Origin of the sequence: Effusibacillus consociatus, assembly GCF_042652925.1 — a bacterium.
Taxonomy (GTDB): domain Bacteria; phylum Bacillota; class Bacilli; order Tumebacillales; family Effusibacillaceae; genus Effusibacillus; species Effusibacillus consociatus.
Genome location: NZ_JBHSHC010000132.1, coordinates 1 through 25,655, shown reverse-complemented (window position 1 = coordinate 25,655; position 25,655 = coordinate 1). Strand labels below are relative to the sequence as shown.

The 25,655-nt window shown below is 44.2% G+C and carries 22 protein-coding genes and 2 pseudogenes; 22 read left to right on the top strand and 2 right to left on the bottom strand.

The annotated features are described in order from the left end of the window. The first annotated feature begins 203 nt into the window (after positions 1-203). The 15 genes and pseudogenes from ACFO8Q_RS19130 (at position 204) to ACFO8Q_RS19065 (ending at position 18,115) form a co-directional block, all read left to right on the top strand. Positions 204-3,206 carry an S-layer homology domain-containing protein gene (locus tag ACFO8Q_RS19130; RefSeq protein WP_380028023.1) on the top strand — a complete coding sequence of 1,001 codons (3,003 nt, stop codon included), beginning with the start codon at positions 204-206 and terminating at the stop codon, positions 3,204-3,206. A gap of 829 nt (positions 3,207-4,035) precedes the next feature. Beyond that, positions 4,036-6,066 (top strand): sigma 54-interacting transcriptional regulator, encoded by a 2,031-nt coding sequence (locus ACFO8Q_RS19125; protein ID WP_380028021.1) that lies wholly within the window; start codon positions 4,036-4,038, stop codon positions 6,064-6,066. A gap of 270 nt (positions 6,067-6,336) precedes the next feature. Further along, on the top strand, positions 6,337-7,146 hold the full coding sequence (locus ACFO8Q_RS19120) for a carbon-nitrogen hydrolase family protein (protein ID WP_380028019.1): 810 nt from the start codon (positions 6,337-6,339) through the stop codon (positions 7,144-7,146). A 26-nt stretch (positions 7,147-7,172) separates the two neighbouring features. Then, positions 7,173-8,636: an NCS1 family transporter gene (locus ACFO8Q_RS19115; RefSeq protein ID WP_380028017.1), complete on the top strand. Its 1,464-nt coding sequence runs from the start codon at positions 7,173-7,175 to the stop codon at positions 8,634-8,636. A gap of 92 nt (positions 8,637-8,728) precedes the next feature. Further along, complete coding sequence (locus ACFO8Q_RS19110) at positions 8,729-9,616, top strand: polysaccharide deacetylase family protein (RefSeq protein ID WP_380028014.1); 888 nt, start codon at positions 8,729-8,731, stop codon at positions 9,614-9,616. Between the two features lie 80 nt (positions 9,617-9,696). Further along, entirely contained in the window at positions 9,697-10,041 is a 345-nt protein-coding gene (locus ACFO8Q_RS19105) for a hypothetical protein (RefSeq protein ID WP_380028012.1), read from the top strand. Between the two features lie 12 nt (positions 10,042-10,053). Next, on the top strand, positions 10,054-11,085 hold the full coding sequence (locus ACFO8Q_RS19100) for a CobW family GTP-binding protein (RefSeq protein ID WP_380028010.1): 1,032 nt from the start codon (positions 10,054-10,056) through the stop codon (positions 11,083-11,085). Positions 11,086-11,311: 226 nt separating this feature from the next. Next, the gene (locus ACFO8Q_RS19095; protein ID WP_380028008.1) at positions 11,312-12,838 is read left to right on the top strand and encodes a YifB family Mg chelatase-like AAA ATPase; all 1,527 of its coding nucleotides are present in this window, start codon (positions 11,312-11,314) and stop codon (positions 12,836-12,838) included. Positions 12,839-12,842: 4 nt separating this feature from the next. After that, positions 12,843-13,397 (top strand): transposase, encoded by a 555-nt coding sequence (locus ACFO8Q_RS19090; protein WP_380028005.1) that lies wholly within the window; start codon positions 12,843-12,845, stop codon positions 13,395-13,397. Between the two features lie 231 nt (positions 13,398-13,628). Further along, positions 13,629-14,324, top strand: a complete 696-nt coding sequence (gene dcd / locus ACFO8Q_RS19085; RefSeq protein WP_380028003.1) for a dCTP deaminase — start codon at positions 13,629-13,631, stop codon at positions 14,322-14,324. Next, entirely contained in the window at positions 14,317-14,682 is a 366-nt protein-coding gene (locus tag ACFO8Q_RS19080) for a hypothetical protein (protein WP_380028001.1), read from the top strand. The genes dcd and ACFO8Q_RS19080 overlap by 8 nt, the downstream gene beginning before the upstream one ends. Positions 14,683-14,813: 131 nt before the next feature. Next, positions 14,814-15,091: pseudogene (locus ACFO8Q_RS23890) on the top strand (transposase); the annotation flags it as partial. 102 nt (positions 15,092-15,193) lie between these two features. After that, the gene (locus ACFO8Q_RS23885; RefSeq protein WP_417323479.1) at positions 15,194-15,655 is read left to right on the top strand and encodes a zinc-ribbon domain-containing protein; all 462 of its coding nucleotides are present in this window, start codon (positions 15,194-15,196) and stop codon (positions 15,653-15,655) included. 371 nt (positions 15,656-16,026) lie between these two features. Next, a complete protein-coding gene (locus tag ACFO8Q_RS19070) occupies positions 16,027-17,799 on the top strand; it encodes a SulP family inorganic anion transporter (protein WP_380027997.1) in 1,773 nt (590 codons plus the stop codon). Further along, on the top strand, positions 17,789-18,115 hold the full coding sequence (locus ACFO8Q_RS19065; protein ID WP_380027995.1) for an ArsR/SmtB family transcription factor: 327 nt from the start codon (positions 17,789-17,791) through the stop codon (positions 18,113-18,115). Before ACFO8Q_RS19070 ends, ACFO8Q_RS19065 begins: the two co-directional genes overlap by 11 nt. 410 nt (positions 18,116-18,525) lie before the next feature. On the opposite strand, the pseudogene ACFO8Q_RS19060 reads toward ACFO8Q_RS19065, so the two are convergent. Beyond that, a pseudogene (locus ACFO8Q_RS19060) lies at positions 18,526-18,675 on the bottom strand (ISNCY family transposase); the annotation flags it as partial. A gap of 392 nt (positions 18,676-19,067) precedes the next feature. On the opposite strand from ACFO8Q_RS19060, the gene sigI reads away from it, so the two are divergent. From sigI to ACFO8Q_RS19025, 7 genes are all read left to right on the top strand, one after another. After that, the gene (gene sigI, locus ACFO8Q_RS19055) at positions 19,068-19,811 is read left to right on the top strand and encodes an RNA polymerase sigma-I factor (protein WP_380027993.1); all 744 of its coding nucleotides are present in this window, start codon (positions 19,068-19,070) and stop codon (positions 19,809-19,811) included. Continuing rightward, positions 19,811-21,064, top strand: a complete 1,254-nt coding sequence (locus tag ACFO8Q_RS19050) for an anti-sigma-I factor RsgI family protein (RefSeq protein ID WP_380027990.1) — start codon at positions 19,811-19,813, stop codon at positions 21,062-21,064. The genes sigI and ACFO8Q_RS19050 overlap by 1 nt, the downstream gene beginning before the upstream one ends. 170 nt (positions 21,065-21,234) lie before the next feature. Next, complete coding sequence (locus ACFO8Q_RS19045; protein WP_380027988.1) at positions 21,235-22,185, top strand: stalk domain-containing protein; 951 nt, start codon at positions 21,235-21,237, stop codon at positions 22,183-22,185. A gap of 183 nt (positions 22,186-22,368) precedes the next feature. Next, positions 22,369-23,130, top strand: coding sequence for a YveK family protein (locus ACFO8Q_RS19040; RefSeq protein ID WP_380027986.1), 762 nt, complete (start codon positions 22,369-22,371; stop codon positions 23,128-23,130). Beyond that, entirely contained in the window at positions 23,120-23,803 is a 684-nt protein-coding gene (locus ACFO8Q_RS19035; protein ID WP_380027984.1) for a CpsD/CapB family tyrosine-protein kinase, read from the top strand. The genes ACFO8Q_RS19040 and ACFO8Q_RS19035 overlap by 11 nt, the downstream gene beginning before the upstream one ends. Before the next feature lie 19 nt (positions 23,804-23,822). Beyond that, positions 23,823-24,590, top strand: a complete 768-nt coding sequence (locus ACFO8Q_RS19030; protein ID WP_380027982.1) for a tyrosine-protein phosphatase — start codon at positions 23,823-23,825, stop codon at positions 24,588-24,590. Between the two features lie 71 nt (positions 24,591-24,661). Then, positions 24,662-25,306 carry a sugar transferase gene (locus ACFO8Q_RS19025; protein WP_380027980.1) on the top strand — a complete coding sequence of 215 codons (645 nt, stop codon included), beginning with the start codon at positions 24,662-24,664 and terminating at the stop codon, positions 25,304-25,306. On the opposite strand, the gene ACFO8Q_RS19020 is transcribed toward ACFO8Q_RS19025, so the two are convergent. Further along, complete coding sequence (locus ACFO8Q_RS19020; protein WP_380028152.1) at positions 25,275-25,604, bottom strand: VanZ family protein; 330 nt, start codon at positions 25,602-25,604, stop codon at positions 25,275-25,277. The genes ACFO8Q_RS19025 and ACFO8Q_RS19020 overlap by 32 nt on opposite strands. Positions 25,605-25,655 lie beyond the last annotated feature (51 nt).

Sequence of the window (25,655 nt, the reverse complement as noted above, 5' to 3'; positions counted from 1 at the left end):
CAAATAAGCACCCGTGATCTTCCGGTATAGTCAACCCAGAGGGAACGGGATGCAAGTCGAGGGCTCTGACATCGCGGTATCATGGTGTGCAGGGTGAAGGTTCTTGTGGGGGCAATAATATAGAGAAAACATTCACTTTCGTACAACGCACTACCTGATCAGTACAGTCTTTGTTTTTATTTAAGAGGAGGAGAAACAAAAGGATGAAGAAAAAAGTAATCTCTGGCGCTATCGCGGCATCACTCGTTCTTGGAACTGTAGTACCGTCCGCATTCGCGTCTACACAATTCTCTGATATTGAAGGTTCTTATGCTAAGCAATTCATCCTTGAGCTTGCTGACAAAGGCATTCTCAACGGTGTAGGCAACGGCAAATTCGATCCGCAAGGATCCTTGACTCGCGCTCAATTCGCAGTAGTTATCTCTAAGGCTCTCGGTCTTCAGGCTACTGCAACCACTTCTTCTTTCTCTGATGTACCGTCTTGGGCAGTTCCTTACGTTGAAGCTGTTTCCAAAGCTGGCATCATGGTTGGTGTTGGCGGCGGCAAGTTCGGTTCTGACGACATCCTGAACCGTGAGCAAGCTGCAGCTACCCTGGTTCGTGCTCTCAAATCCAAGGTAACTGTTGAAGAAACTGAAGCTCTCAACTTCTCCGACGCTGCTGCAATCTCGGCTTGGGCAAAGAAAGAAGTTGCAACGGCTGTTAAGTACGGAATCGTTGCTGGTATGGGTGACGGCACTTTCGCTCCGCAAGGAAAAGCTACTCGTGAGCAAGCTGCTGTTCTCGGGAGCAAGTTCTTGGCTACTGTTGAAGCGGAAATTGCTAAGCAAGCTGTATTGAAAGTTGATAGCGTAAGTGCGACTAACCTCAAAGAAATCGTAGTTGCTTTTAATAAAGCAGTTGATAAGGATACTGCTGAAACTACAGCAAACTACACTGTAAAGGTTGGTGCAGTAACTAAGACAGCTACAGCTAAATTGAATGCGGACGGAAAAGCTGTAACTCTTACACTGGCTGGTGGTTCTGAGCTTGTTAACCAAGACACATTTGAAGTAACCGTTGAGAACGTAAAAGATACAAAGGGTGCGGTTATTTCTAAGACCACTAAAAGCGCTCAAGTATTTGACGTTACTGCTCCTAAAGCTCTCAGCGTCGCTGTAACTGGTCCATCTACCCTTGAAGTTACCTTCTCTGAGCCGGTTAACGTTGCTGGTACTTACAAGATTAACAACGGTTCTTACTCTGTAGCTCCTGTTGCTGCCACTGGTACTAACAAAGTAACTCTCAACATTTCTTCCTTGCCGGAAGGAACTTATACTTTGAACGTCGCAGACGCTGTTGACTTCGCAGGATTCAAGTCTGGTACTCAAGACCTGAGCTTCACATTTGCAAAGGATACTACTGCTCCGACAGTTTCTGTTGACACTGTTAAGCAGAACGAAGTTAAGCTTGTTTTCAGTAAGGCTATCGTTGCTGGGGATCAAGCTAATGTAAAGGTTTATCATACTTACAATGGCAATTCTAGCTATGAAGCTACTTCCTACAGCTGGACTGACAGCAAGACTTTAGTTGCTACTTTCAACGGCAACTACATTCCTGTAGGTTCTGCTACAGTTTTTGTTAAAGCTGGGGATGAAACAAACGTCCGCGATGCATGGGGTAATGCTCTTAAGAATGCATCCTTGAATGTTTCTGTGACCGCTGATACTCAAGCTCCGACAGTTACAGGCGTTAAGTTCGTAGACAGCACCCACATTGATGTAACCTTCAGCGAAGCTGTTACAGGTGCAGATGTAGCTGCTAACTACACCCTGAAAGATGCTTCTAATAGCGCTGTTGCAGTAAGTGCTGCAGTGAAGCAAGGTACAACCAACACCTATCGGTTGACCACTGCTCAACTCACTGGTGGCTCCTACAACTTGTCTATCGCAGCTGATGTAATTGCAGATACTTCTATTGCTCAAAACAAACTGGCTGCTTACAGCACAACATTGTCTGTATCTGACAAGGTAGCACCGATTGTTGGAGCTGCTGTTACCAACAAAGGCGATGCAACTGCAACTAAGATTAAGCTGAGCTTTAACGAAGTTATGGCTACCAGCGGTTCGGGTTCTGTTCTCGACCTTGGTAACTATCAATTGGCTGGTGCAGCACTTCCTGAAGGAACAACTGTTGCTACTGAAGATGGTGGAAAAGCTGTTCTCTTCACAGTGCCAGCTCAAACCCTCAATGGTGTAACATTGACTGTTGGTCGTGTTGCTGACGTAGCAGGAAACTTTGTATCCGCATTTTCTACACCTGTTGTTATTGCGACTGACGTGATCGATGATAACGATATCAAGAACGCTAAGACTGTTAATGCTACAACTGTTACATTTGAAGTATTAGCACCGCTCAGCGCAATTGATTACTCTAAGTTTACTGTAGGTGGTAAGGCAGCAGTATCCGCAACCTATGTGAACCAATCGGTTGACGATGGTAAAGTTAATGGTTCACTTGTAACCGTGCGTGTTGCTGACGCTGATAAGTGGGCTGCCAATGCAACTCCTGCAATTGCAACAACTGCAGCAGGTGCATTTACTACAACATTTGGTACAGCAGCAGCTAACGGTATTACTGTGCCAGCTGCAGATAAGACTGCACCGACTGTATCCACAACTAAAGTAACTGGTGCTAACCAAATAACAATCACCTACAGTGAAGCTATTAAAGGTACTTCTGTAAGTCTCTACACTTATACTGTTGCAAACAACACAGTATCTGCTGTAAACGTTAATACTGATACTGTTACCTTGACACTTGGGACTAACTTGACTGGAACAAATGCAACTGCTACCGTAACTCAAGCAGTTGAAATTCAGGACGTTGCAGGTAACAAACTTGCTCCTTCTGCAGCAGTTACCGCAACTGACGGACAAGGACCGACAATCTCTTCCGTAAGCAGAACTGGTAATACAATCACTGTAAACTTCAGTGAAGCATTGGATGCAGCAACTGTTACTACAGGTGCATTTACTGTTGCAACTGGTGCTACGACTGATACACCTTCCGTAACTGGTGCTACCTTGTCTGCTGATGGCAAAACTGTTACCGTAACTGTATCTGGTGCTACATTTGGTACCGCACCTGACACAATTACTGTATCTAACGCTGTGAAAGACAAAGCAGGTAATGCTAACACTTCTGTTACAGCACAAAATATCTAATTGATATGATTAAAGGAGTCCGAGAAATCGGATTCCTTTTCTTGTCGTAATAGAAAGTATATCTTTTTGGGTTTTCGAAGGTCATTGATTTTATTGGGTTTTCGAATAATATGATTAACTGGGTGCCTGTCACCGCTCGAAAAATGTCGAAAGGGCCTACCGTATAGATGCGGTAGGCTCTTTCAATAAATTCGAACTAACTGCAAAAGGTAGTGCTAACTCGCCGCATAATTAATGGTTTGGTGCCTGTAACGCCCCGACGCCCCGATAATTGTTGAGGGATTGGTGCCTGTCACTCCCCGAAACATTTGGTTTGGTGCCTGTCACGCCCCGATAATAAATAGGTGTCAACTTGATGCCTCCTTTTCGGAGACTTTCGTCAACCAGTGGTGAGATGCCTGCAAAACAAAAGAGGCCATCGGCCTCTTACTTTTGTGCTGAAGGTTCATAAACCTCGAATATTCGGATGTCTGGCGCAACCTTTACCGAGTGGCCTAATGATTGGCGTACTTGAGGGTAAATTCTATCATTCGCAGCTTCTGCATCCTCTCTATTTTCCCAAAGGCTTACAGCTCCGTACTCTCCAACTGTATCATCAATAAAAGGTTTGGTGCCTGTCACTCCCCGAAACATTTGAATCCCGTCCGGGCCAACATGATTAAGGTTCCCGAGCAGTGCGCATGGAGCAGCTTTCGTTTTTATGTCTCTTCATTGGAAAAGGAACAACCGTATATGGATTGGGAAGTAATACTTGTAGTACACTGAAATCATCACTATACGTTTTGAATGCTGCAAAAAATTCGATTTTTCGCGATTTCGGGTGAGAGAAATGGAAATCACAGGTTTTTTGAAAAAGGAATATAAAATTCTTTCGGAAGCAGATTGGGAGAATGATCTTTCTCTTAACCAGTACCTGGAACGCGGTATTGTTCTGGTTTGCGATTCGGAAGAACGGATCATTGGAGTCGTTTCTCAAGAGAATCAGATCGTCCCTGTTGGGATTGCGTCTCTCCAAATGATTCAATCGGAAGAAGGGGAATGGGATGTCCACCCGATATGGATTGTCATAAACCATGATCAAAGAATTTTGGGTTGGATTGAACGCGAGAACCTTTACAAGTATTTCTACCACACCTTGAAGAGAAAAAAAGATCATTATGAAACAGTCCTGATGTCCCTGCCTCATGGTATTACGGTGATTGATTCGGAGGCAACCATTTGTTTTATGAATCAGGAGGAGTTGAAAACTCAAGGCGTATCTCAGCTTGAAATGCTCGGAAGACACATACGGGACGTTGATCCGGCGTCTTCGCTTGAGCAGCTGCTTTCCTGTCATGAAAAAAAGACCATAGTTAAGATAACGGACGATAAAAAGGGAATTTATACGCAAACCAATATTTTGGATAAGGGAGTACCGATCGGGGCGATTCAGGTGTATTGGGAAGCGGAGGAAATAGAGAAAATCGCCATGGGTCTTGAAGCATACACCAATCTTGCCCAGGACCTGAAAGCCGTATTTGAAACCAGCTACGATGTCATTTACGTTTCAGATGGAGAAGGAATGACTTTACGGGTTAGTTCCGCCTCTGAAAAACTCTGGGGATATAAACCGGAAGAACTGGTGGGAAAAACTGTCCATGAATTGGAAAAACAGGGAGTTTTTAAACCGTCAATTACCCGTCTTGTGTTGGAAAGGAAAGAAAAGGTTCAGACTATCCAAACGACGAAAACCGGCAGAAGACTGATGGTAGTCGGTACCCCCATCAAGAATGGGGAAGGAAACATTATCCGAGTCATTAATACTTCACGGGATATTACCCATGAAAGCAGACTTCAACTGGAGTTAGAGGATATCAAGTCACTGATGGAAGGATACAAACGGGAGTTGGAACAGCTAAGACAACTTGCAATGAAGAATGATCAGCTTGTCTTCAAGAGTGAATCAATGCGAAATGTAATTGCTCTCGCCGGTAAGGTAGCCGAGGTCGATTCCACGGTTTTAATCCTTGGTGAGTCCGGGGTGGGGAAAGAAGTTCTGGCCTCTTATATTCATCAAAATAGCCAAAGGAAGGATAAGCCATTTATTAAAGTAAATTGTGGGGCGATCCCGGAAAATTTACTGGAATCCGAACTCTTCGGATACGAAAAAGGGGCTTTTACGGGTGCTTCCAAACACGGGAAAATGGGGTTGTTCGAAGCGGCTAACGAAGGTACTTTATTTCTGGACGAGATTGGAGAAATCCCACTCTCCTTACAAGTGAAATTGTTGCGGGTTTTACAGGAGAAAGAGGTGGTACGTCTAGGAGGGACGAAGCCGGTTCGGGTTAACGTTCGAATCATTGCTGCAACTAATCGCAACTTGGAGGAAGAAGTGAAGAGAGGGCTGTTTCGTGAGGATCTCTATTATCGGTTAAATGTAGTCCCCATACGGATACCTTCACTTCGGGAACGGAGAGAAGACATTCTGCCATTGGTTCTTCATTTCATTGAGAAATTTAACAATGTACATCACTCGAACAAGTCTTTTTCCATTGAAGCGATGGAACTGTTACAAACGTACAAATGGCCCGGTAATGTACGGGAGTTGCAAAATATTATAGAACGTCTGGTGGTGTTGACGGATCAAAAACTAATCGAGGTCCATCACTTACCGGAAGCCATAATGAATGGACAGAGTGGTTCGACGGCTGTGAGTATCACGAATATCATGCCGCTGCAAGATGCGATTGACTTACTGGAAAGGCAGCTTTTAGCAATGGCCAAGGAACGATATGGAACAACCACCAAAATTGCGGAAGCGTTAGGAGTGAACCAATCTACTGTAAGCAGAAAAATCAGCAAATTTGGACTTGCAAAATAAGCTATGCATCGAGGCATAAACATTATGCATATAAGCATAACGAACCGTTCTCTCGGATTTTTGCATGGTTTATGAATTTTTTGTAACGGAAGGAGAATTGGTTTATGCAGTGGTGCATAGAAATCTTCTTCGATATTGTTTCTTTGAGATTCTATTTTCAAACAAACGATCGTTTTTCATGAAAATCGGGTGGAACTTTCCACTCGATTTATTGTTTGGCACAAAATTTGCATATTTAAATTAAATGAAAATGGGGAAAGGAGGGTAGGGATGTCTAATGTATTAAAAGCCGCAGCCATTCAGATGAATTGTATCTTGGGTAATAAAGAAGAAAATCTGGCAAAAGCGAAGAAACTGGTTGAGGAAGCTATTCATCAAGGGGCCAGGCTGATCGTCCTTCCGGAGTTATTCAATACCGGGTATCGCGTCGAAGAGAACGATTTGGATCTCGCCGAATCTATTCCTGGATTCACAACCCACTGGATGAGTGAAATCAGTGCACGAAGCGGAATTTATCTGGTCGGATGCTTTCTGGAGAAAGGTCAAACCGATGGACTCATTTATGACACTGCAGTGGCAGTTGGGCCTAACGGACTGATTGGTTCTTACCGAAAAATTCATCTCTGGGACACAGAGAATACAAGGTTTACGAAAGGTGAAGAATTTCCGGTTTTTGATCTCGGATTTGCTCGTCTCGGAATGCAGATTTGTTACGAAGTTGGATTCCCTGAAGGTGCCCGTATTTTGACATTAAGCGGTGCCGATATTGTAGTTTATCCATCGGCATTCGGCAAGGCTCGTCTTTACGCATGGGATGTGGCCACTCGTTCGAGGGCTTTGGAAAACGGTATTTATGTACTCGCGTGTAACCGTACAGGAACGGAAAAAGGCGAAACAACATTTGGAGGAACCAGTCGAATTGTAAATCCGCAGGGAATGGTCCTCGCGGAAGCTTCTCAAGAAGACGAAGTGGTTATATCCGAGATTGATCTGGATATGGTTGCAAGACAACGCAGATCGATACCTTACTTGCGAGATTTGAACAAAAGCGTTGTTTTAAAAGGCTTGGCCAGCAAATGAGAAAAAATAAGCAGGGGGTGTATAGGATGACAAATATGAAAAGAAACAATTTGGTCTCCCGGGACATTGTTCCCGTCCACGGAAAAGACCGTGTAATTAGCGGTTTTGGTTTCTTTAATATTTGGGTAGGTATGGCGGTGATTATTGCCACCTTCATGATTGGCGGGAACGGAATTGATTCCATGTCGATCTGGGGTGTCGCATCTGCGATTTTAATCGCCAACCTCGCGATTGCATTAATCGGGAGCCTAAGCGGAGACATCGGAATTGAGCATGGTTTGTCCTTTGCCGCTTATATGCGTGCGCCTTTTGGTACCGCCGGTGTCCATTTGCCAGCAGTTAGCCGGGGAATTGTAGCCGCAATCTGGTTTGGTATTCAAACCTATCTAGGGGCAATCGCGATCAATGCGCTTGTTGCCAAGATGACAGGCTTTGACTCCTGGTTCGTCTGGTACGTTGTTTTTGCGGCGGTTCAAATTATTAATACGGCAATGGGAATCAAAGCGATCGACCGATTTGCAGTGGTTGCCGCGCCATCCATTATCGTCATCTCATTCTGGCTCCTGTTTAAGATGAGTGGAATGGCTGAAGCGAAAGGTATCGATATCTTGGCGTATGAGGGAACAAAAACCACCACTTCCTGGTTCTTGGTAATGGTAGCGAACATGGGATTCTGGTCTGCATTAGCGGTCGACATTCCGAACATTACCCGTTATATTAAAACCACAAAAGGGGAAAAAAGCTGGGTAAAGCGAAATTGGAACAGCTTCTGGCCTCATATAACGGCTTTGCCGTTGGTTCAAACCTTTATGGGTGTGATTGGTGCCGTCAGTATCCTCGGTGCAGGAAACTGGAATCCGATTGAAGTAATTCAAGGAACGGCATCCGGTTGGGCATATGTAGTTCTTCTTTTGATGATTGTGTTGGCACAATGGTCCACCAACACCGCAGCTAACCTTATTCCGGCCGCCCTTACATTTGTCAATGCCGGTGCGGGTATCCGGATGTCAATGGTAACAGGAATTGTTCTTGCAGGAATAGTCGGAACCATCGTTCAACCTTGGGCAATCCTCAACCAGTTGTTCACATACCTCGGGTATTATGGTGCAATTCTCTCGGCTGTTGCGGGGATCATCATCTGTGACTACTACGTGATTCGGAAACGTCGTCTCAATGTTAATGATCTCTACAGGGAAGACGGACAGTTTAAATACGATGGCGGAGTGAACTTGGCCGGTATGTTGGCCTGGATTATCGGAGGCGGTTTGGCCCTGTATTTCATGGAATATATGTATCTTGTTGGATTCCCGGTTGGATTTATTGCTTACTATGTTCTGATGAAAGGTTGGTACTTGAACCGGCACAAGCAGGCTGAAGTTGAATCCAATTACTCAGATGAGTATCTTGGAACGACTGCTGGCCGGGATTGGGATATTCCGTTTGAAGTTGGAGTTCCTTCCGGAAAATCAGTAACAACCGAGGCCGTATAACTGGATCCCGGATCCTTGCAAAAAGGATTTCTACTAAATTATGTCTAATATTTGTAATAATTATAACTTTATGAAAAGGGGCAGTGATCTGAATGACCAGGAAAAAGGAAATCTTTGTTGCATATGGAGTCGACGTAGATGCAGTAGCAGGTTGGCTTGGTTCTTATGGTGGTGAAGATTCGCCGGATGACATTTCACGGGGCCTTTTCGCAGGTGAAATAGGGACTCCCCGTCTCCTGAAACTTTTTGATAAATATAATTTAAAAACAACGTGGTTTATCCCGGGTCACTCGATCGAGACATTCCCCGAGCAAATCCGTATGGTGGTAGAGGGCGGTCACGAAATTGGAATCCACGGATATTCCCATGAAAATCCAATTGCCATGACCCCGAAGCAGGAAGAGGACGTTCTCCTCAAATGTATCGACCTGGTTGAAAAAGTTTCCGGTAAACGTCCGACTGGTTATGTTGCTCCTTGGTGGGAGTTCTCCAACGGTACCAATGAGCTGCTCTTGAAGCACGGGATTAAGTATGACCACAGCTTAATGCACAACGATTTCCATCCCTACTATGTTCGTGTAGGAGATAAGTGGACCAATATCGACTATGAACTGGAAGCTCACCAATGGATGAAGCCGCTTGAACGGGGTGTAGAAACAGATCTCATTGAAATTCCTGCTAACTGGTACCTGGATGATCTTCCTCCGATGATGTTTATCAAGAAATCCCCGAACAGCCACGGTTTCGTAAATCCGCGGGATATTGAGCAAATGTGGAAGGACCAGTTCGATTGGGTTTATCGTGAACATGACTATGCGGTATTCACAATGACCATTCATCCGGATGTGAGCGGAAGACCGCAAGTTCTGCTGATGCACGAACGTTTAATCGAATACATCAACGGCCACGAAGGGGTTCGCTGGGCGACATTCGATGAAATTGCCGACGACTTTAGAAACCGTTTCCCAAGAAACAAATAATTTGGAAGGGCAAGCTTTTACGGCTGATCGAATTGATCAGCCTGCTTATTTTTAAAATACTGCAACCGGAGGGATAGAAAATGTGTGTGCTTTGCGGTGAATCCGTGATGCAAATCCATTGGACGGATCGAAAGATCGAGAGTAACGGGAACGGGTCTGCAGTGGTAGTCGGGCAATATCAAAGATCTCGTCAACGAGACCGCCACCACCGGACACGTGTTACCAACAAAATTCTTCGCTATTACGGTCTGACATTGGAGGATTGGACTGGAAGCAAATACGTCCTTCGTGATAAAAAGGGGCGTACTGAGATTATTCATGACCTGGGAGCATTGTGGCCGGCTGCTGAAAAAATAGTTGGTCGGCCGCTCGATCCGCTGGACCCTTTATTGATCGGGCATCTGCTATCGAATCAAAGGCAATAGGGAGACAAGAACATGAGAAGTAACACTAAAAAGCGACCGGTAACAGTGGTTACGGGATTTCTCGGAAGCGGCAAGACCACTCTTTTGAATAAGGTTCTTTCGGAGCCAAGTATGAAAAATACCGCCGTTTTAGTAAATGAGTTTGGGAAAGTTGGTCTTGACCATCATTTGCTTCGAAAAATTGACGAGCAGACAATTCTTCTGGGCGGCGGGTGTCTTTGTTGTACTGTAAGGGATGATCTCGTAAAGGCTCTTAAAGATCTACTGGATATGGATCAACGCGGGGTCATTTCGCGTGTGGAACGTATAATCATAGAAACAAGTGGTCTTGCCGATCCGGCGCCGATTATTTTTACTATTTTAACCGACCCGGTTCTTCAACACCATTACTATGTTGATCTGGTGCTTGTAACTGTAGATGCGGTCAATGGGAACTTGCACCTGAGCCGGCAGCCGGAATCGATAAAACAAATTTCGGCTGCAGACAAGATAATTGTTACAAAAACTGATATCGCAACACCGGAGGTTATAACCGACCTAATTGCACGACTTCAAAGTCTAAACCCTTCCGTCCAGATTTTAGAGGCTCTTTCAAGTGAAGTAGCTCTTGAAGAATTATTTCGTTCCCAAGAAATGGAGCATACACAAACAAAAAATAAAGTTGTATCGTTTGATACTACTCGAATGAACGATGGTGCTCACGTCCCTGATACCCGTTCCATATCACTCACGTTTGATAAACCGCTCGACTGGACTGCATTCGGTCTTTGGCTTAGCATGTTGCTGCATGCTCGGGGACAGGATGTACTCCGGGTCAAAGGGCTTATAGATGTAGGGGAGGAAGGCCCTGTTGTACTTAATGGCGTACAACATATCATTCATCCGCCGCAGCACTTAGCCAGTTGGCCAAGTGACGACTGCCGTTCCCATCTTGTTTTTATCATGAGATCGATTGATGCTTCTGATATTCTAACCTCATTAAGCGCATTTCAGAGCGTGCTGGGGGCCAGCCCAATATTACTTGAAACCAACGTACACGTATAATGGAAAGGAAAGAATAGGAGAAAAGGGTGAACCAGCGATTAAGACGTTCCGGATAGAAGGACGTCTTTTTTATATTGTGAAAGATGCTTAAAGGTTTGGTGAAGGTTTGGTGCCTGTCACTCCCCGAATCATGTCGAAAATTTAGGGTTGAAAAGAGGGTAGGTGTAAAGTAAGATGGGTGTATAAAAGAATCGAATATATGTTCGTGTTTGAAGGAGTGAATAGGTTGACGGTCAAGATCACCAGTATTGGATTGAAAGGACTGGAAGGGTATCGGGTAGAGGTAGAAGTACATTTACTGCCGGATCAGCCGTCCATGGTCATTGTTGGTTTGCCGGATGCTTCTGTGCGAGAAGCGAAGGAGCGCGTCCTGGCTGCAATGCATTCGTTGGGCAATGAACAGCCATCCAAAAAGATTATTGTGAATTTATCGCCGCCTGAACAGAAGAAAAACGGTCCGCTGTTCGATTTGGCAATGGTGATTGGAATTTTAAAAGCCAGCGGTATCATAAAGGAAAGGATTCCTCAAAACATAGCCTTTCTTGGGGCGTTGTCGTTAGACGGATCCATTCGTTCGGTAGATGGGCTATTGTCAGTGGTTCTGGCAGCTAAACGCATCGGCATTGAAATGGTATATCTTCCTGAAGACTCCTCGATCCCCATTTCCCAAATCCCTGGCATTCGCTGTATTGCAGTCCGGCATGTAAAAGAAGTCTTGCAATCTTTATCCGGACAAGAACTGCACCCCCTCACTTCTATACCTTCAACCGCCGCTATCCATGTATCATCTCCCCATTCTAAGCGAGACTTCCGGCATATTCTTGGACATCAACAGGCGAAACGTGCGCTAGAAATTGCCGCTGCAGGGGGTCATCATGTGTTTATGTCAGGTCCCCCGGGTTGCGGGAAAAGTTTGTTATCAGAGACCTTCCCATCGATTTTACCCACGTTATCAGATGAAGAGTCATTAGAAGTGATGAGTATCTATCAATTAGCACAGATTCCTGGTCCACCCGTTCGAATCCCTCCATTCAGACAGCCTCATCATTCCGCTTCTTATGTGTCCATCGTCGGTGGCGGTGCGAGTCCTCGTCCTGGAGAAGTTTCCCTTGCCCACCATGGTGTCCTCTTTCTTGACGAAATGGGCGAGTTTACGAAAAAAACGCTGGATACGCTTCGTCAACCGATTGAAACAGGTAAAGTGACCATAAGCAGGGCGTCTGGTACGGTGACTTATCCCGCCCGTTTTCTTCTTCTTGGAGCCATGAATCCTTGTCCTTGCGGTTATCTCGGGTCAAAAACACATTACTGTTCCTGCACGCCGAAACAACTTGAGTTGTACCGAAATCGTATATCCGGCCCCATCTTTGACCGAATGGATATTATTCTCAACTTACAGCCCGTTCAGTTGGAAAGGGAACAAATAAACGGAGAATCGTCAGAAAACATTCGTGAAAGAGTGATGAAAGCCAGGGAAAGACAATATGAGCGTTATGGCAGCAACCTGACAAATAGCATTGTGCCGGTCGAACTTCTGCTTTCTCAGTCTCTTCCTGCCAATCAAAAGCGAATGCTGGAGCAAACGGCCAGTACTCAGGCCTGGAGTAACCGTGTACAAATGAAGGTCATCCGGCTTGCACGGACGATTGCCGATTTGAAAGGGGAAGCAAACATCACAGATGAAGCGATTTGGGAAGCCGTTACCCTCCGGCGAGTGACTCAGTCACAAAAGTCTTCCCGGCTAGCGAGGTGAGGAGATGGGGAGGAAGAAGCGAATATGGATTTCACAATGTTACTATCACATTGTAAGCCGTGGGAATCGTCGAGATCCCTTGTTTATCGATATCCATGATTTTGAAGCGTTTTTCCACATCCTCCGTCAAGTCCATGAAAAAACCCCGTTTTCCTTAGCCTCTTATTGTTTAATGACCAACCACTATCACCTCCAGCTCCGTTCCTCCAACCAACCGGTCTCCAAAGTGATGTCCCTTATTAACAAACGATACGCAACCTATTACAATACCCGCTATCGTCTCAGCGGCCATGTGTTTGAAAAGCGGTTTTATGACAAGGCGATTGAGACGAAAGAGGGAATGCTCGAAGTCAGCCGCTATATCCATTTGAATCCCGTCCGGGCCAACATGATTAAGGTTCCCGAGCAGTACGCATGGAGCAGCTTCCGTTTTTATATCTCTTCATTTGAAAAGGAACAACCGTATATGGATTGGGAAGTTCTTTTGGATTATTATTCAGGGGACTTACGAGAGAAGCAACAAAAGTATTACGAATTTGTTCGTCAGGAAATGGAATAACAGTTTGGTGCCTATCACGCCCCGATAAAAAACCCACGCTTCTACAGTCTCACATGGTGCCACAACCAAGAAACTCAATCATTACGGTGCGGACCACTGTTGGAGTCAATCTCACATTTTACAAGTCGTGCAGGGCAGGAATATACTGGTCATTTGACGTATTAATCAATTGATGCTGATTGCATTTTTTTATTCATTGATGCAAAATGTAGTTAATCAGGGGGTGGTAATATGATGTTAAGCGACCGGGATTTGCACAAATTGGCGATTGAACAGGAGATCGTTAAACCATATGATCCAGCCAGGTGTGAGGGCGCTACCATTAACCTAACCCTTGATAAGACAGTACTTAAATATATATCAAATGAGCCAATAACGCTCGGTAAAAAAGTTACTCGTAACCAATACCGGGAGGTTGACCTGTCAGGTGCTGAATTTTGGCTGCAGCCTGGAGAATCGGCTCTGATTCAAACCAACGAGTTTATTCATGTTCCGGAAAATATGGCCGCACTTGTTCTTGAAAGGTTCGGGGTAAAATCACTCGGACTGATAGTCAGTCCTGGTCATTACTTAAATCCGGGGTATCGCGGAAAGATTACATTGGTGGCGGTGAATAACTCACCTGTACGATTACAACTTGTCGCGGGAATTGAGATATGCCAATTGTCTCTCATCCAATTATCATCGAATCCATTAAAACCCTATGGTCAACAAGATGGTAAATATATGGATGCGAAGGATGTAAGCATATCTAAGCTTCATCTAGATGAAGAAATTCAGGAATTTTTACGGCTGAAAGGGATACAAAAGGTTTCCGATGAAATGGCAAGGGATTTGGGCGAGCATTTAATGGATCATATTCGCCGGTCTGCTAAAAGATTGGCAGATATCCTTCGTGAAGAGGAAGGCAAACGAAAAGATGAGTGATTTGCGCGAAATAGTTCGCCGTCATGTTGAAGAGGAAACATTAAAACAATACTTGGGGGAAGGTTACGCTGCAACGCCCTTTCCGGAGAAGCAAAGATTGCTGGATGTGTTGAGAACCCGTGGTGAAATCGATCGTGAAATCAGACGGATTGTTAATGCGTATCTGGAAGAGTTAGAACAAGACTCTCCGAAGAAAAAGCAGCGTTTTTGGGGAAACATTGCGTTGTTAATAGTGAATTTAGTTTGTACTGCAATGATTTCTTATGCAGTTAATATAACTAACTGGCCAGTAGTGATTGCGTTTAGCGTAGTTCTGCTTATTGCTCATTTAGTTAACACATATTTAATAGGCAAATAAAGGGCTCTAATGGGGGCCCTTTATTTGCTTGGAGTTAGGCCTTTCTAAGGTTCTTCCGGCATATTCCTGGACATCAATAGGCGAAACGTGCGCTAGAAATTGCCGCGGCAGGGGGTCATCACGTAGGTTTTTGGTGCCTATCACGCCTGACCAACAACTATCACCCCCAGCTCCGTTCCTCCAACCAACCGGTGCCAAAGTGATGTCCCTTATTAACAAACAATACGCAACCTATTACAATACCCGCTATCGTCTCAGCGGCCATGTGTTTGAAAAGCGGTTTTATGACAAGGCGATTGAAACGAAAGAGGGAATGCTCGAAGTCAGCCGCTATATCCATTTGAATCCCGTCCGTGCCAACATGATTAAGGTTCCCGAGCAGTACGCATGGAGCAGCTTCCGTTTTTATGTCTCTTCATTTGAAAAGGAACAACCGTGTCCCGCTACAGTTTCCCACTGGTTTGGTGCCTGTCACCACCCGAAAAATGGTCAACAAGGTAAAGGTGATATTATGACGAATCTTGGCTTCAAACGGGCGAGAGACATAAGATACAGCTTTGCATATCAATATCCTGATTGGGTCAAGTATTGGGACTTTGAAAAAAACAATGTTAACCCATACACGATATTCCCACGCAGCGGGTACTACGCCTGGTGGACTTGCTCGCAAGGTCATAGTGTTCGCATCAAAGTGAGGAGTCGGCTTCGTTATAAAGAGTGCAAAAAGTGCGCGAGTATGAAAATGGTGGTAAAGGGTTCTCTGCAGGAAAAGCACCCAAATATTGCCAAGGAATGGGATTATCAAAAGAATTATCCATTAACCCCTAAAAATATAAAACCGCGATCCGGAAGGAAATTTTGGTGGATCTGTCCTGAGAAACAACATAGTTACTCTGCCAGTCCAGATAACCGTGTAGGCCACGGTTCACGATGTCCGTATTGCTACGGAAGCAAAAAATGGATCGATCAGTAGAGTGAGGTAACATGAACATTTACCAAAATAACCTTGGATCAGAATGCCCTCCGTGGGAGAACCGCAATGATCGGAAATCCGGCATTGAATACTCAGATCCGTTTATAAAGAATCTTGGTCTCGGGTGTCTTGATTGAAAACAGATGAAAAGATTTGTCCCCAAATGGAAACAAGTGTCTCCAACTTCTCATCCTCCGTGAATTGTCCCCAATCCACTTGCGCTTGTTGATATCCGTGTGTTTCCGACCGCCTGAATCAAATCAAAAGAAAGCTCTCTGAAGTGTTGAGGAATTGACAATCAATACAAAGTGGGCGTATGATTTTTGTATATTCAAATAATCAAATATTCGGAGAGAAGAAGGGTTACAGACATGAAGTGGACGGGACGATTTGAAGGCTATAACTTGGGATCATTCCGGAAAGATTGCATTTCAGGATTGATTGTCGGAATCATTGCCATTCCTTTGGGAATGGCATTTGCCATTGCATCTGGGGTGAAACCGGAGTACGGTATCTACACCACTATCATCGCAGGTATTTTAATTTCCATGTTTGGAGGCTCAAGATTTCAGATTGGAGGCCCCACTGGTGCATTTATTCCCATTTTGTTTGGGATTGTCATGCAATTTGGATATGAAAACTTGCTTATTGCCGGATTTTTGGCGGGTATCATGCTCGTTTTGATGGGAATTTTTAAGCTGGGGACTCTCATCAAATTTATTCCTCGCCCCGTGACCATCGGATTTACAGCAGGTATCGCTGTAATTATTTTCTCTGGACAAATTGCTAATTTCCTGGGGCTTAGCGAGATTCAAAAACATGAGGATTTCCTTTCCAACATGAAAGAAATAGGGATGCACATTTCTACGATCAATCTTTATAGTGTGATTACGGCTTGCATTTGTTTGGTCATTATTTCGGTAATCCCACGACTGTTCCCAAAAGTTCCAGGATCACTGGTTGGGCTTGTCATTTCGAGCATTGTAGCCACGTTATTATTTGAAGGGAAAGTGGCCACAATCGGGTCCACTTTCGGGCCTATACCAAGCACATTGCCGAGCTTTCACTTTCCTGAGATTACTCCGGAAAGAATCAAACAACTGCTGGCTCCTGCATTTATCATTGCAATGCTAGGCGGGATTGAATCCCTCTTATCGGCAGTCGTGGCAGACGGAATGACGGGCAATCGGCACCATAGCAACCGGGAGTTGATCGGTCAAGGAATCGCCAATTTGGTGACTCCATTATTCGGCGGAATCCCGGCTACCGGCGCAATCGCCCGGACGGCAACCAATATTAAAAATGGCGCAGTATCGCCCATGTCTGGTATCATTCATGGGCTTGTGGTATTACTCGTGTTGATGCTGCTTGCTCCTTATGCATCTCATATACCTTTGGCCAGCATGGCTCCCATTTTGATGGTTGTAGCCTGGAACATGAGTGAACGTAAAGAATTTGCCCACGTTATCAAAACCAAGACAAGCGATTCTGTGGTATTGCTGATTACTTTTCTGCTTACGGTATTTACGGATTTGACAACCGCTGTGCAAGTCGGTCTGATCCTTGCTGTGATTTTGTTCGTTAAACGGATGAGCGAAATCTTGACTGTAGCCAAAGTGCTGCCCGACCCGTCTGCAAAACATGAAAAGGTAAAACCACATATGGTGACGGAAGGTCACGATTGTCCTCAACTAAGTATCTTCACCGTGGAAGGAGCTCTATTTTTCGGTGCGGCAACCTTGTTTGAACAATCCATTATGAGCACGATCCATTATCGTCCTAAAATATTGCTCCTCAGAATGGGGAAGGTTCCTTTCATGGATACCACGGGTGAATCCAATCTGGCCAGTGTGGTCAAAGATTTTAAAAATCATGGTGGGATGGTAATTATTTCAGGCATTCAACCCCAACCCAAAGAAGTACTGCAACGTACCGGACTTTATGGATATATTGGGCAGCGGCATTTCTTTGAACATACTGGGGAAGCCATTGATTTCGCCCTGACCCAATTGGAGCATAACAAATGTTTAGGGTGCCAGAATTTTGCCTTTCGGGAATGTGCTTATTTGTCATCGAACGTAACGAGTGAAAAGTGGGATGTCTGTCATAATACGAAGAATGGGGGATTGTCCGTTGAATCTTGAGTTGCAACAATTCAAAGCAGATTTTTTTAAAGCATTGGGGCATCCATTACGGATTCGAATTCTGGAATTGCTATCTGAGGGAGACAAAAACGTCAATGAACTGCAAGCGTTAATTGGAAGCGAAGGTTCCGCTGTTTCCCAGCAGCTTTCGATTTTACGGAACAAAAACATCGTGTACGGGACTAAGGATGGAAATAAAGTTACGTACTCGCTTCGTGATCCTATGATCATCGAGCTCTTAGCTGTCGCCCGCCAAATCTTTAACAATCATTTGATTGATACGATTTCGATGTTGGATCGGTTCAATGAGGAATAATAACAGGAAACGTAATCTTCCTGTTCAACCTCTTCAGGTAAGGTGAAAGAATAGTGCTCCATAATATTAATGTGCTCATGGCCTAGACCACCCTTGAACTGTTCGTAAATTGATCTCCTGCTTTGATTCCTCTTGTGGTGAACATGCTTCGAAAAACTACCAACTCCCTGCTCCTGCCCCGGGCGCTCAGATGCTCGAAACGATGAAATCCACTTCCGAACAAGCTTGCACAAAACATTTCTGACTGTAACTCACTGCAGGGACTTGAAAATAAGTAGGGCCTTAGACCTATTTTCGTTTAAAACATGCTCCCTTGGATAGTATGATCAATCCATATATTTCAGCCGTTCCAACAAACTTATTTTTGCTTCTCCTGCGGTTCGAAATCGTTGCAGGTCTCTAAACCAAAGTTGTGCTACTGGATCAAAGAAGCTCACGAACCGGTCCGCAATGATGCGATTCCCGGACACCACTTGCTTCGCTTGAACGATCGATTTTCTCGTCAACGTGATGGCTTCGCCTAGCTTTTCTTTCATCGCCTTGATGGAAGATATGCCTTGTCCTTTGCATCATCCAACCATTAAAACCACCTCAAAAAAGGATTTTGAGGGGCTGCGTTGAATTCATGAACATAGGAATTCGCACCTCTGGACTGGTTATCTTGACAATGACAATTTCCATTTAGAGGCTTCGAATTCCTTTTATTTTTACTGAAAGCCCCGGACTTTTTGAGGGTTAACTAATTAGTGCAAAGATCAAGCCGTGCCGTCACTGCCAAATGCAGTGGCGGCTTAAATCATTCTCGAACATGGGTGGGACTTAAAGATTTTTCCTGATTTTCGGCTTGAAAGATAGGGCGAGAGTTGGTAACCGTCGAATAATGTGATGTGAAGACGGACTGTTAATCGTAGTTAATTCCGTATACATGAATAGGGGATGGAGTGTCAAGTGGATGCTGGAAGATTCGGTTCTACGAGAATTGATTAGCCAAGCCCAGCAAGGGAACGAACGAAGTCGGCAAGAAATTATCGAAGTCAGCAAAGTGTTTTTGGAAAAGATAACCTCCAAAATTTGCAAACGGATCATCACTTGGAATGATGACGAGATGAGCATCAGCCTGATCGCATTTAATGAGGCGATCAGCAGGTATGATAAAACTCACAATGAAAACTTTTACGGGTATGCCAAGGTGATTATTCAGTCCAGACTGATTGATTACTTTCGAAAAGAGGGTCGCCAACAGGCTGCTGTTAGCCTCGACAATGTGTCAAACGGCAGGGGCGGTGAGGAATACGAGCTGAGTCCTGCTGAAATAAAACAAGCATACGACGACTATCTGGAACAGCAGCAAATTCAAGAAAGAATTGAAGAAATTCAGGTCTATAGTACCAGGCTCGAAGATTTCGGGATTCATTTGGAAGATTTGGAAGATGCCTCTCCCGGTCGGGCGGATGCACGAAAGAATCTTGTTCAGGTTGCGAACGAGTTTGTCAAATACCCGCATCTGGTAGAGTTGTTTCTCAAAACCAAACAGCTGCCGCTTAAGCAGATACTGGATTTTGTTCAGGTTAGCCGGAAAACGGTGGAACGGGGGAGGAAATATTTGATTGCCCTGATTATCATATTAATCTCCGATGACCTTCCTCATCTGAAATCATCGATTCAATTCCCGGACTTGGAAAGGAGGGTCGAATAGTGGATCAAACAAAAGGCCTGGTCATGAAAATTACAGATCGATATATGGTGGTTATGTGTGATGATGGTATATTTCGCAATCTTCCGCTGCCGGAACAAATTCCAAGTGTGGGAGAGAGAATTGGCGTTCCGCTCCGTAAGAAGAAACAGATTTCACTTTCCTGGTTGTCTGCGGTGGCTGCTATATTCTTAATTTTCTTGGGTTCAATAATCTGGTTTCAACTGCAGCCCAAATACTCTCATGTAGTGGCGATTGATATAAATCCCAGTCTCGAGTTGTATTTGAATTCGGAAGGGCGTGTGATGCAGGCTCGTTCACTTAACCAGGATGCGGAAACCCTGCTAAAGAACCTTTCTGTTGATTCATTGATCCTAAACGATGCCATTCAACTTGTTCTGAGAAAATCAGTGGATCTGGGGTATATCAAAAAAGAGAAGGAAAATCTGATTATGGTGACTGTGGCGAAGTTGAAGGGGAAATCAGAGATAATTCCCAAGACCATTGAGTCTCTTGTCACAAAGACCCTGCAATCCGAAAATATAGACGGTTTCGTTAGAGTGGAGCAAGCTGACAAATCCTTGTATAAAGAATCAAAGCAAAAAGGTCTTTCTCTAAATAAATTGACTCTTGAAAAGCAAGCGGAGCAACGCGGGATTCCAATGGACTTTGAGAAAGCGGCATCCGATTCTATTCAGCAAGTATTGCAAAAAGCAGGTGTCAGCAAGGAAGAATTTTTTGTGCCGATTTCAACGAATACAAAAAAAGATCAGAAGGAGAAAACGGGAGATCAATCGTCTAGTCAAAAGAATGAACGGGAGCAACAACAAAAATTTTCCCCCATGCCACCTGGGGATGGAATCAGTAAAACGAAGAAAAGCCCAATTCAACCAAACTCGACCTCGGATGCATCGAAATCGGATCTTGACAGTTCCGAGAATTACCAGTCCGAAGGGCATGATACAGAGGATTCAGAGTCAGATAGTACTGCGTCCAAGGGATCTGGTGCAGGTACAAGTCCAAAGAATTCAACATCTACTTCGACCCGCCCGGAGCCGGTATCGACCGAGAATGGTACAACAGAGAGTGACGTCACCAACAGTAACACAAAGAAAAATGGTTCAATAGGCAACAATCCGACTGAAAACGATTCAACTGATAACGATTCCAAAGATGAAGTTTCTACAAATTCCGATTCGACCGACCAAGATGCAATGCAAAGTGACCTTCCGCAAATTCAAGTCCCCCGTCAATAAGATAATAGATCCATTCGAAGAAGCCGGCTACCCAGCCGGTATTTTTTATGTTTTCAAGACAAATAAAAAAATTAGAGAAAATCTACTAACCTACCCCCACATTCCAAACACTACTTTCGTATAACAAACTAGCAATCCAAATTTTTCATACAATTGGAGGTTATGTTCCAATGAAAAAGTTGACCGTTCTATCGCTTGCATCTATGTTGGCAATTACCCCGGCAGCATCAAGTTTTGCAAGTGCTGCACAAGCTGTTTCTCCTACTGCGAAAACAGGATCTGCATTAGATACAACATCTATTATTAACGAATTAAAGAATCAACAAAATCAGGATCAGTATGGCCAGCAACGGATTGACCAGGATGTGAATGGTGAGGATTTGGACAAGCTCGATAAAGAACAGCTGGATGCAGCTCAAGAGAAAGCGATTGAGGTTGTGTTGGACAAGCTGTTGGAAGTGGGTAAGGAGAAAAAAGGAAATCTGAACGATGAGGAAATTAGTGCGATCATTGAAAAGTTGACAGAAATACTGATGCAGCAAGGTGAAGCTTCATCGGAGGAAGTTGCGGAAGATCTGGTAGAAGAGAAAATTGAGCTTGATGTCGAGGATGGCACGGCTTCAGAAGAAGAAGTCGGTATTCTGGTCACTCTCAAAATGAAAAAGAATAAAGATGAGGAAGCAGTGACAGCAGTGGAAAAAGCGCTTGCCGCAAATCCGAATTACGATTCCTTATATGGCTTATTGAGCGAAATCTTCCAAAGTGTAGGCAATACTGAGAAAGTAAAAGTGTATGTAGGGGGGAAGCAGCCCAATTTTGATGTACAGCCGCTTATTGAAAACGGACGTACGATGATTCCTGTCCGGGCTGTAACTGAGGCGTTGGGTGCTCAGGTTGATTGGAAAAATGAAACTCAAACTGTTGTGATCAAAAAAGAGAATGTAATCATTGAACTTCCTTTAGGAAGTAATTCAATAAAGCTAAATGGGCAGACAATAGCTATTGATGTGCCGGCTCAAGTTAAAGACAACCGAACCTTGGTTCCTGTGCGGTTTATTTCGGAGTTTCTTGGTCATCAAGTGGGATGGGATCCAAATTCAAATATGGTGATTGTAAAGTAACGGAAGTAAAAATGGCTGGGGAAACTCATGTGTCGAATTCTGACGAAAGAGTTTTCCTGGTCAAATTAGGAAAAATGAGTTCTTTTTATGAGGGGTTTGACGATAGGTGTCGAAATCTATAAGTGAAAGTGGTAATTCTACCGGTATCTGCGCGCGAGATCGCAATAAGGGGTTGTAAGAACTATGGCTGAATCGACACAGGAGATCGAACTCCGGGAAATGTTTGAAATCCTTCAAAAAAGATGGAAGATGATTTTTTCCCTTACTTTGATTGCGACATTGGCTAGTACACTTATTACTTTTTTTCTGATTACTCCAAAGTACCAGGCTTCGACGGAACTTCTTGTAAACAAAACAGAGAGGGATTCTTCGGCGGTATATAACTTTAACGATATCCAGACCGACTTGAAGCTGACCGAAACCTACAATGTGATTATCAAGAGTCCTCGAATTCTTGAGCAAGTGATTCAACAGCAGCAATTGGAGACCACCTCATCAGAACTAACCAGACAGGTGAAGGTCTCTACTGTCAAGAATTCGCAAGTGATATCCATTACCGTGACCGATTCGGATTATGAACAGGCTGCCATGATAGCCAATGCAATTGCTTCGACATTTAAAAAAGAGATTGTAAAAATCATGAGGGTCGATAATGTTCAAATTCTTGCAGAAGCTCAACAGGATATAGTGGCCGATCCGGTTAGCCCAAAGACAATACTCAATATCTCTTTGGGACTCATTATCGGTCTGATGGTCTCCGTCTCCCTTGCTTTGCTGCTGGAATATCTGGATACCACATTACGGACCGAAGAACAAATCGAGGTCGTACTTGGTTTGCCGGTAGTAGGCAGTATTGCTCCGATTACCAAAGAACATCTTCGTTCGAATACCCCAGGCGGATTTGAAGGCCGGTTGAGAAGAGGGAGTGAGTCTTATGATGCGTAACCGAAATCTACGTGAAAATAAACTCGTCACTGTGATAAATCCGAAGTCGCCAATTTCGGAAGCGTATCGGACACTACGGACGAACATCCAATTTTCCAATATTGACAAGGAACTGAAGACCATTATGGTGACCAGTTCGGGTCCGGCGGAAGGCAAAACAACCACGGCCAGCAATCTGGCGGTAGTGATGTCCCAAGATCATAAGAGGGTTCTCTTGGTGGACTGTGATCTGCGAAGACCCACTGTTCATCATGCGTTTGCTGTACCAAATCGAATTGGAGTCACCAATGTATTGATTGGGTCTACTGCGTTGGATCTTGCGGTCCAAAGCGGACCAATCGACAATCTGCAGATTTTGCCTTCCGGTCCGATCCCTCCCAATCCGGCCGAATTATTGTCATCAAAACGAATGGGCAATCTGCTGGATGAACTACAGGATCAATACGATCTTGTTTTGCTTGATGCACCACCGGTTTTAGCCGTTACAGATGCCCAAATCCTTGCGAGCAAAGTGGACGGGGTACTCCTGGTCGTGAAAAGCGGCCACACAGATCGTGGCATGGCTCTGAAAGCCAAGGCCATGTTGGACAATGTTCATGCAAATATTATGGGGATCGTATTGAACAATCGAAAGGCAAATCGGGGTCACTACTACTATTATTATAGGAAATAAGTAATTGGGGGTGGGAGAGTTGATAGACATTCACAGTCATATATTGCCCGGTGTCGATGACGGAGCCAAAAATCTGGACGAAGCCGTCAATATGGCTCTTATGGCCTATCGAGATGGTATTCATACAGTTGTAGCCACTCCTCACCATAAAAATGGGGTCTATCATACTTCTGCAGAACTTATTGTGGAGCTTGTCGGCGAATTAAATTCTATCCTGTTGAATCGAGGGATTCCGGTTACTGTACTCCCTGGGATGGAACCCCATGTCTATTCCGATTTCTGTAATGATTTATTGGACGGCACAATCCTAACCTTGAACCGAAACAAGAAATATGTTTTTCTTGAGCTGCCTTATGACCAGGTTCCACGGTACCTGAATCAGATCATATTTCAAATTGTGCTAGCCGGGTTTATTCCAATCATTCCTCATCCAGAACGGAATTACTCGATTCGTAAGCAGCCCGATATCTTGTACGAAGCAATTAAACGCGGGGCGCTTAGCCAACTTACAGCGGGCAGCTTATTAGGGGCATATGGGAAACCGATTCAGGATTTGAGCGAAAAACTGATCGAACACAACATGGTGCACATCATCGCCTCAGACGCACACAATACAGGGAAACGTCGACCTGCTTTAGCTGAAGCTTATTCACTAATTGAACAAAAGTGGGGAAAGGAAATCTTCATCGAATTTATGGATAATGCGAAAGCAATCATAGATGGCAAAGATATTTATACTTTGCATCCTGAAAAATTCGTCAAGAAGAAGTTGTTCGGAATTTTTTGAAATATGCGGGGAAATGTCGGGGATTTGTAGGGGTTTATGTGGATTCCTATCGAAGTGAGGAGAGGGGATCCATGCAAACATTAGTAAAATCTTTAATCCAAATCAATTGGAATTCTTACGTTAAACGGATGATGGATGTGGTGTTATCGTCGGTTGGCATTGTCATACTGCTTCCGGGTTTTTTGCTGCTCTGGATCTTGGTGAAAATCGATTCACCGGGGCCTGCCATCTTTAAGCAAAGACGGATCGGGAAAGATGGAGTGCCTTTTGAAATATTTAAATTTCGGACCATGATTGCGAATGCGGAAGAAAGGTTAAAGGGGGATCCGCAACTTTACCAAAAATATCTGGATAATAACTATAAGCTTGAACCGGAAGAAGATCCCCGGATTACGAAACTGGGCCACTTTTTACGGAAGTCAAGTTTAGATGAAATCCCACAATTGTTCAATGTTCTGAAAGGAGATATGAGTCTTGTTGGTCCCCGACCGGTGGTGAAAGAAGAACTTCAAGAGTATAAAGATCGAGTAAATGACTTTTTGTCCGTAAAGCCGGGCATAACAGGATATTGGGCAGTCAGTGGTAGAAGTAATGTTGTCTACCCGGAACGAGTCGATGTGGAATTGTATTATGTTTACCACCAGTCATTGGTGTTAGATATAAAGATCCTATTAAAAACTGTTGTTACTGTATTGAAGCGGGATGGGGTTTATTAGACTTCTTTTCACGAGATACCAATAACACACCGAAACAGGCCCCAACAAGATCAAGAATGACATCTTGAATAGCAGCGTAACGGAGAGGAGTTGTGGACTGGATCCATTCATCAGCTGTTGCAATAAGAAATATAAACAGAAGAATGATGGTTCCCTTCCAAATTCCCCTGGTTTTATAGGGACGAATCAATAAATATGTAAGTATCGCTAAGGTGGCGTATATGAATACGTGGGCTGCTTTACGGAAAAGGAATTCGATGAAACCAAACGGATCTTCCTTCGGATTAACCCCGCTTATTTGGACATACCTTCATTTTAGAGCTATTTTCATAGAGTTTCGTTTTATATG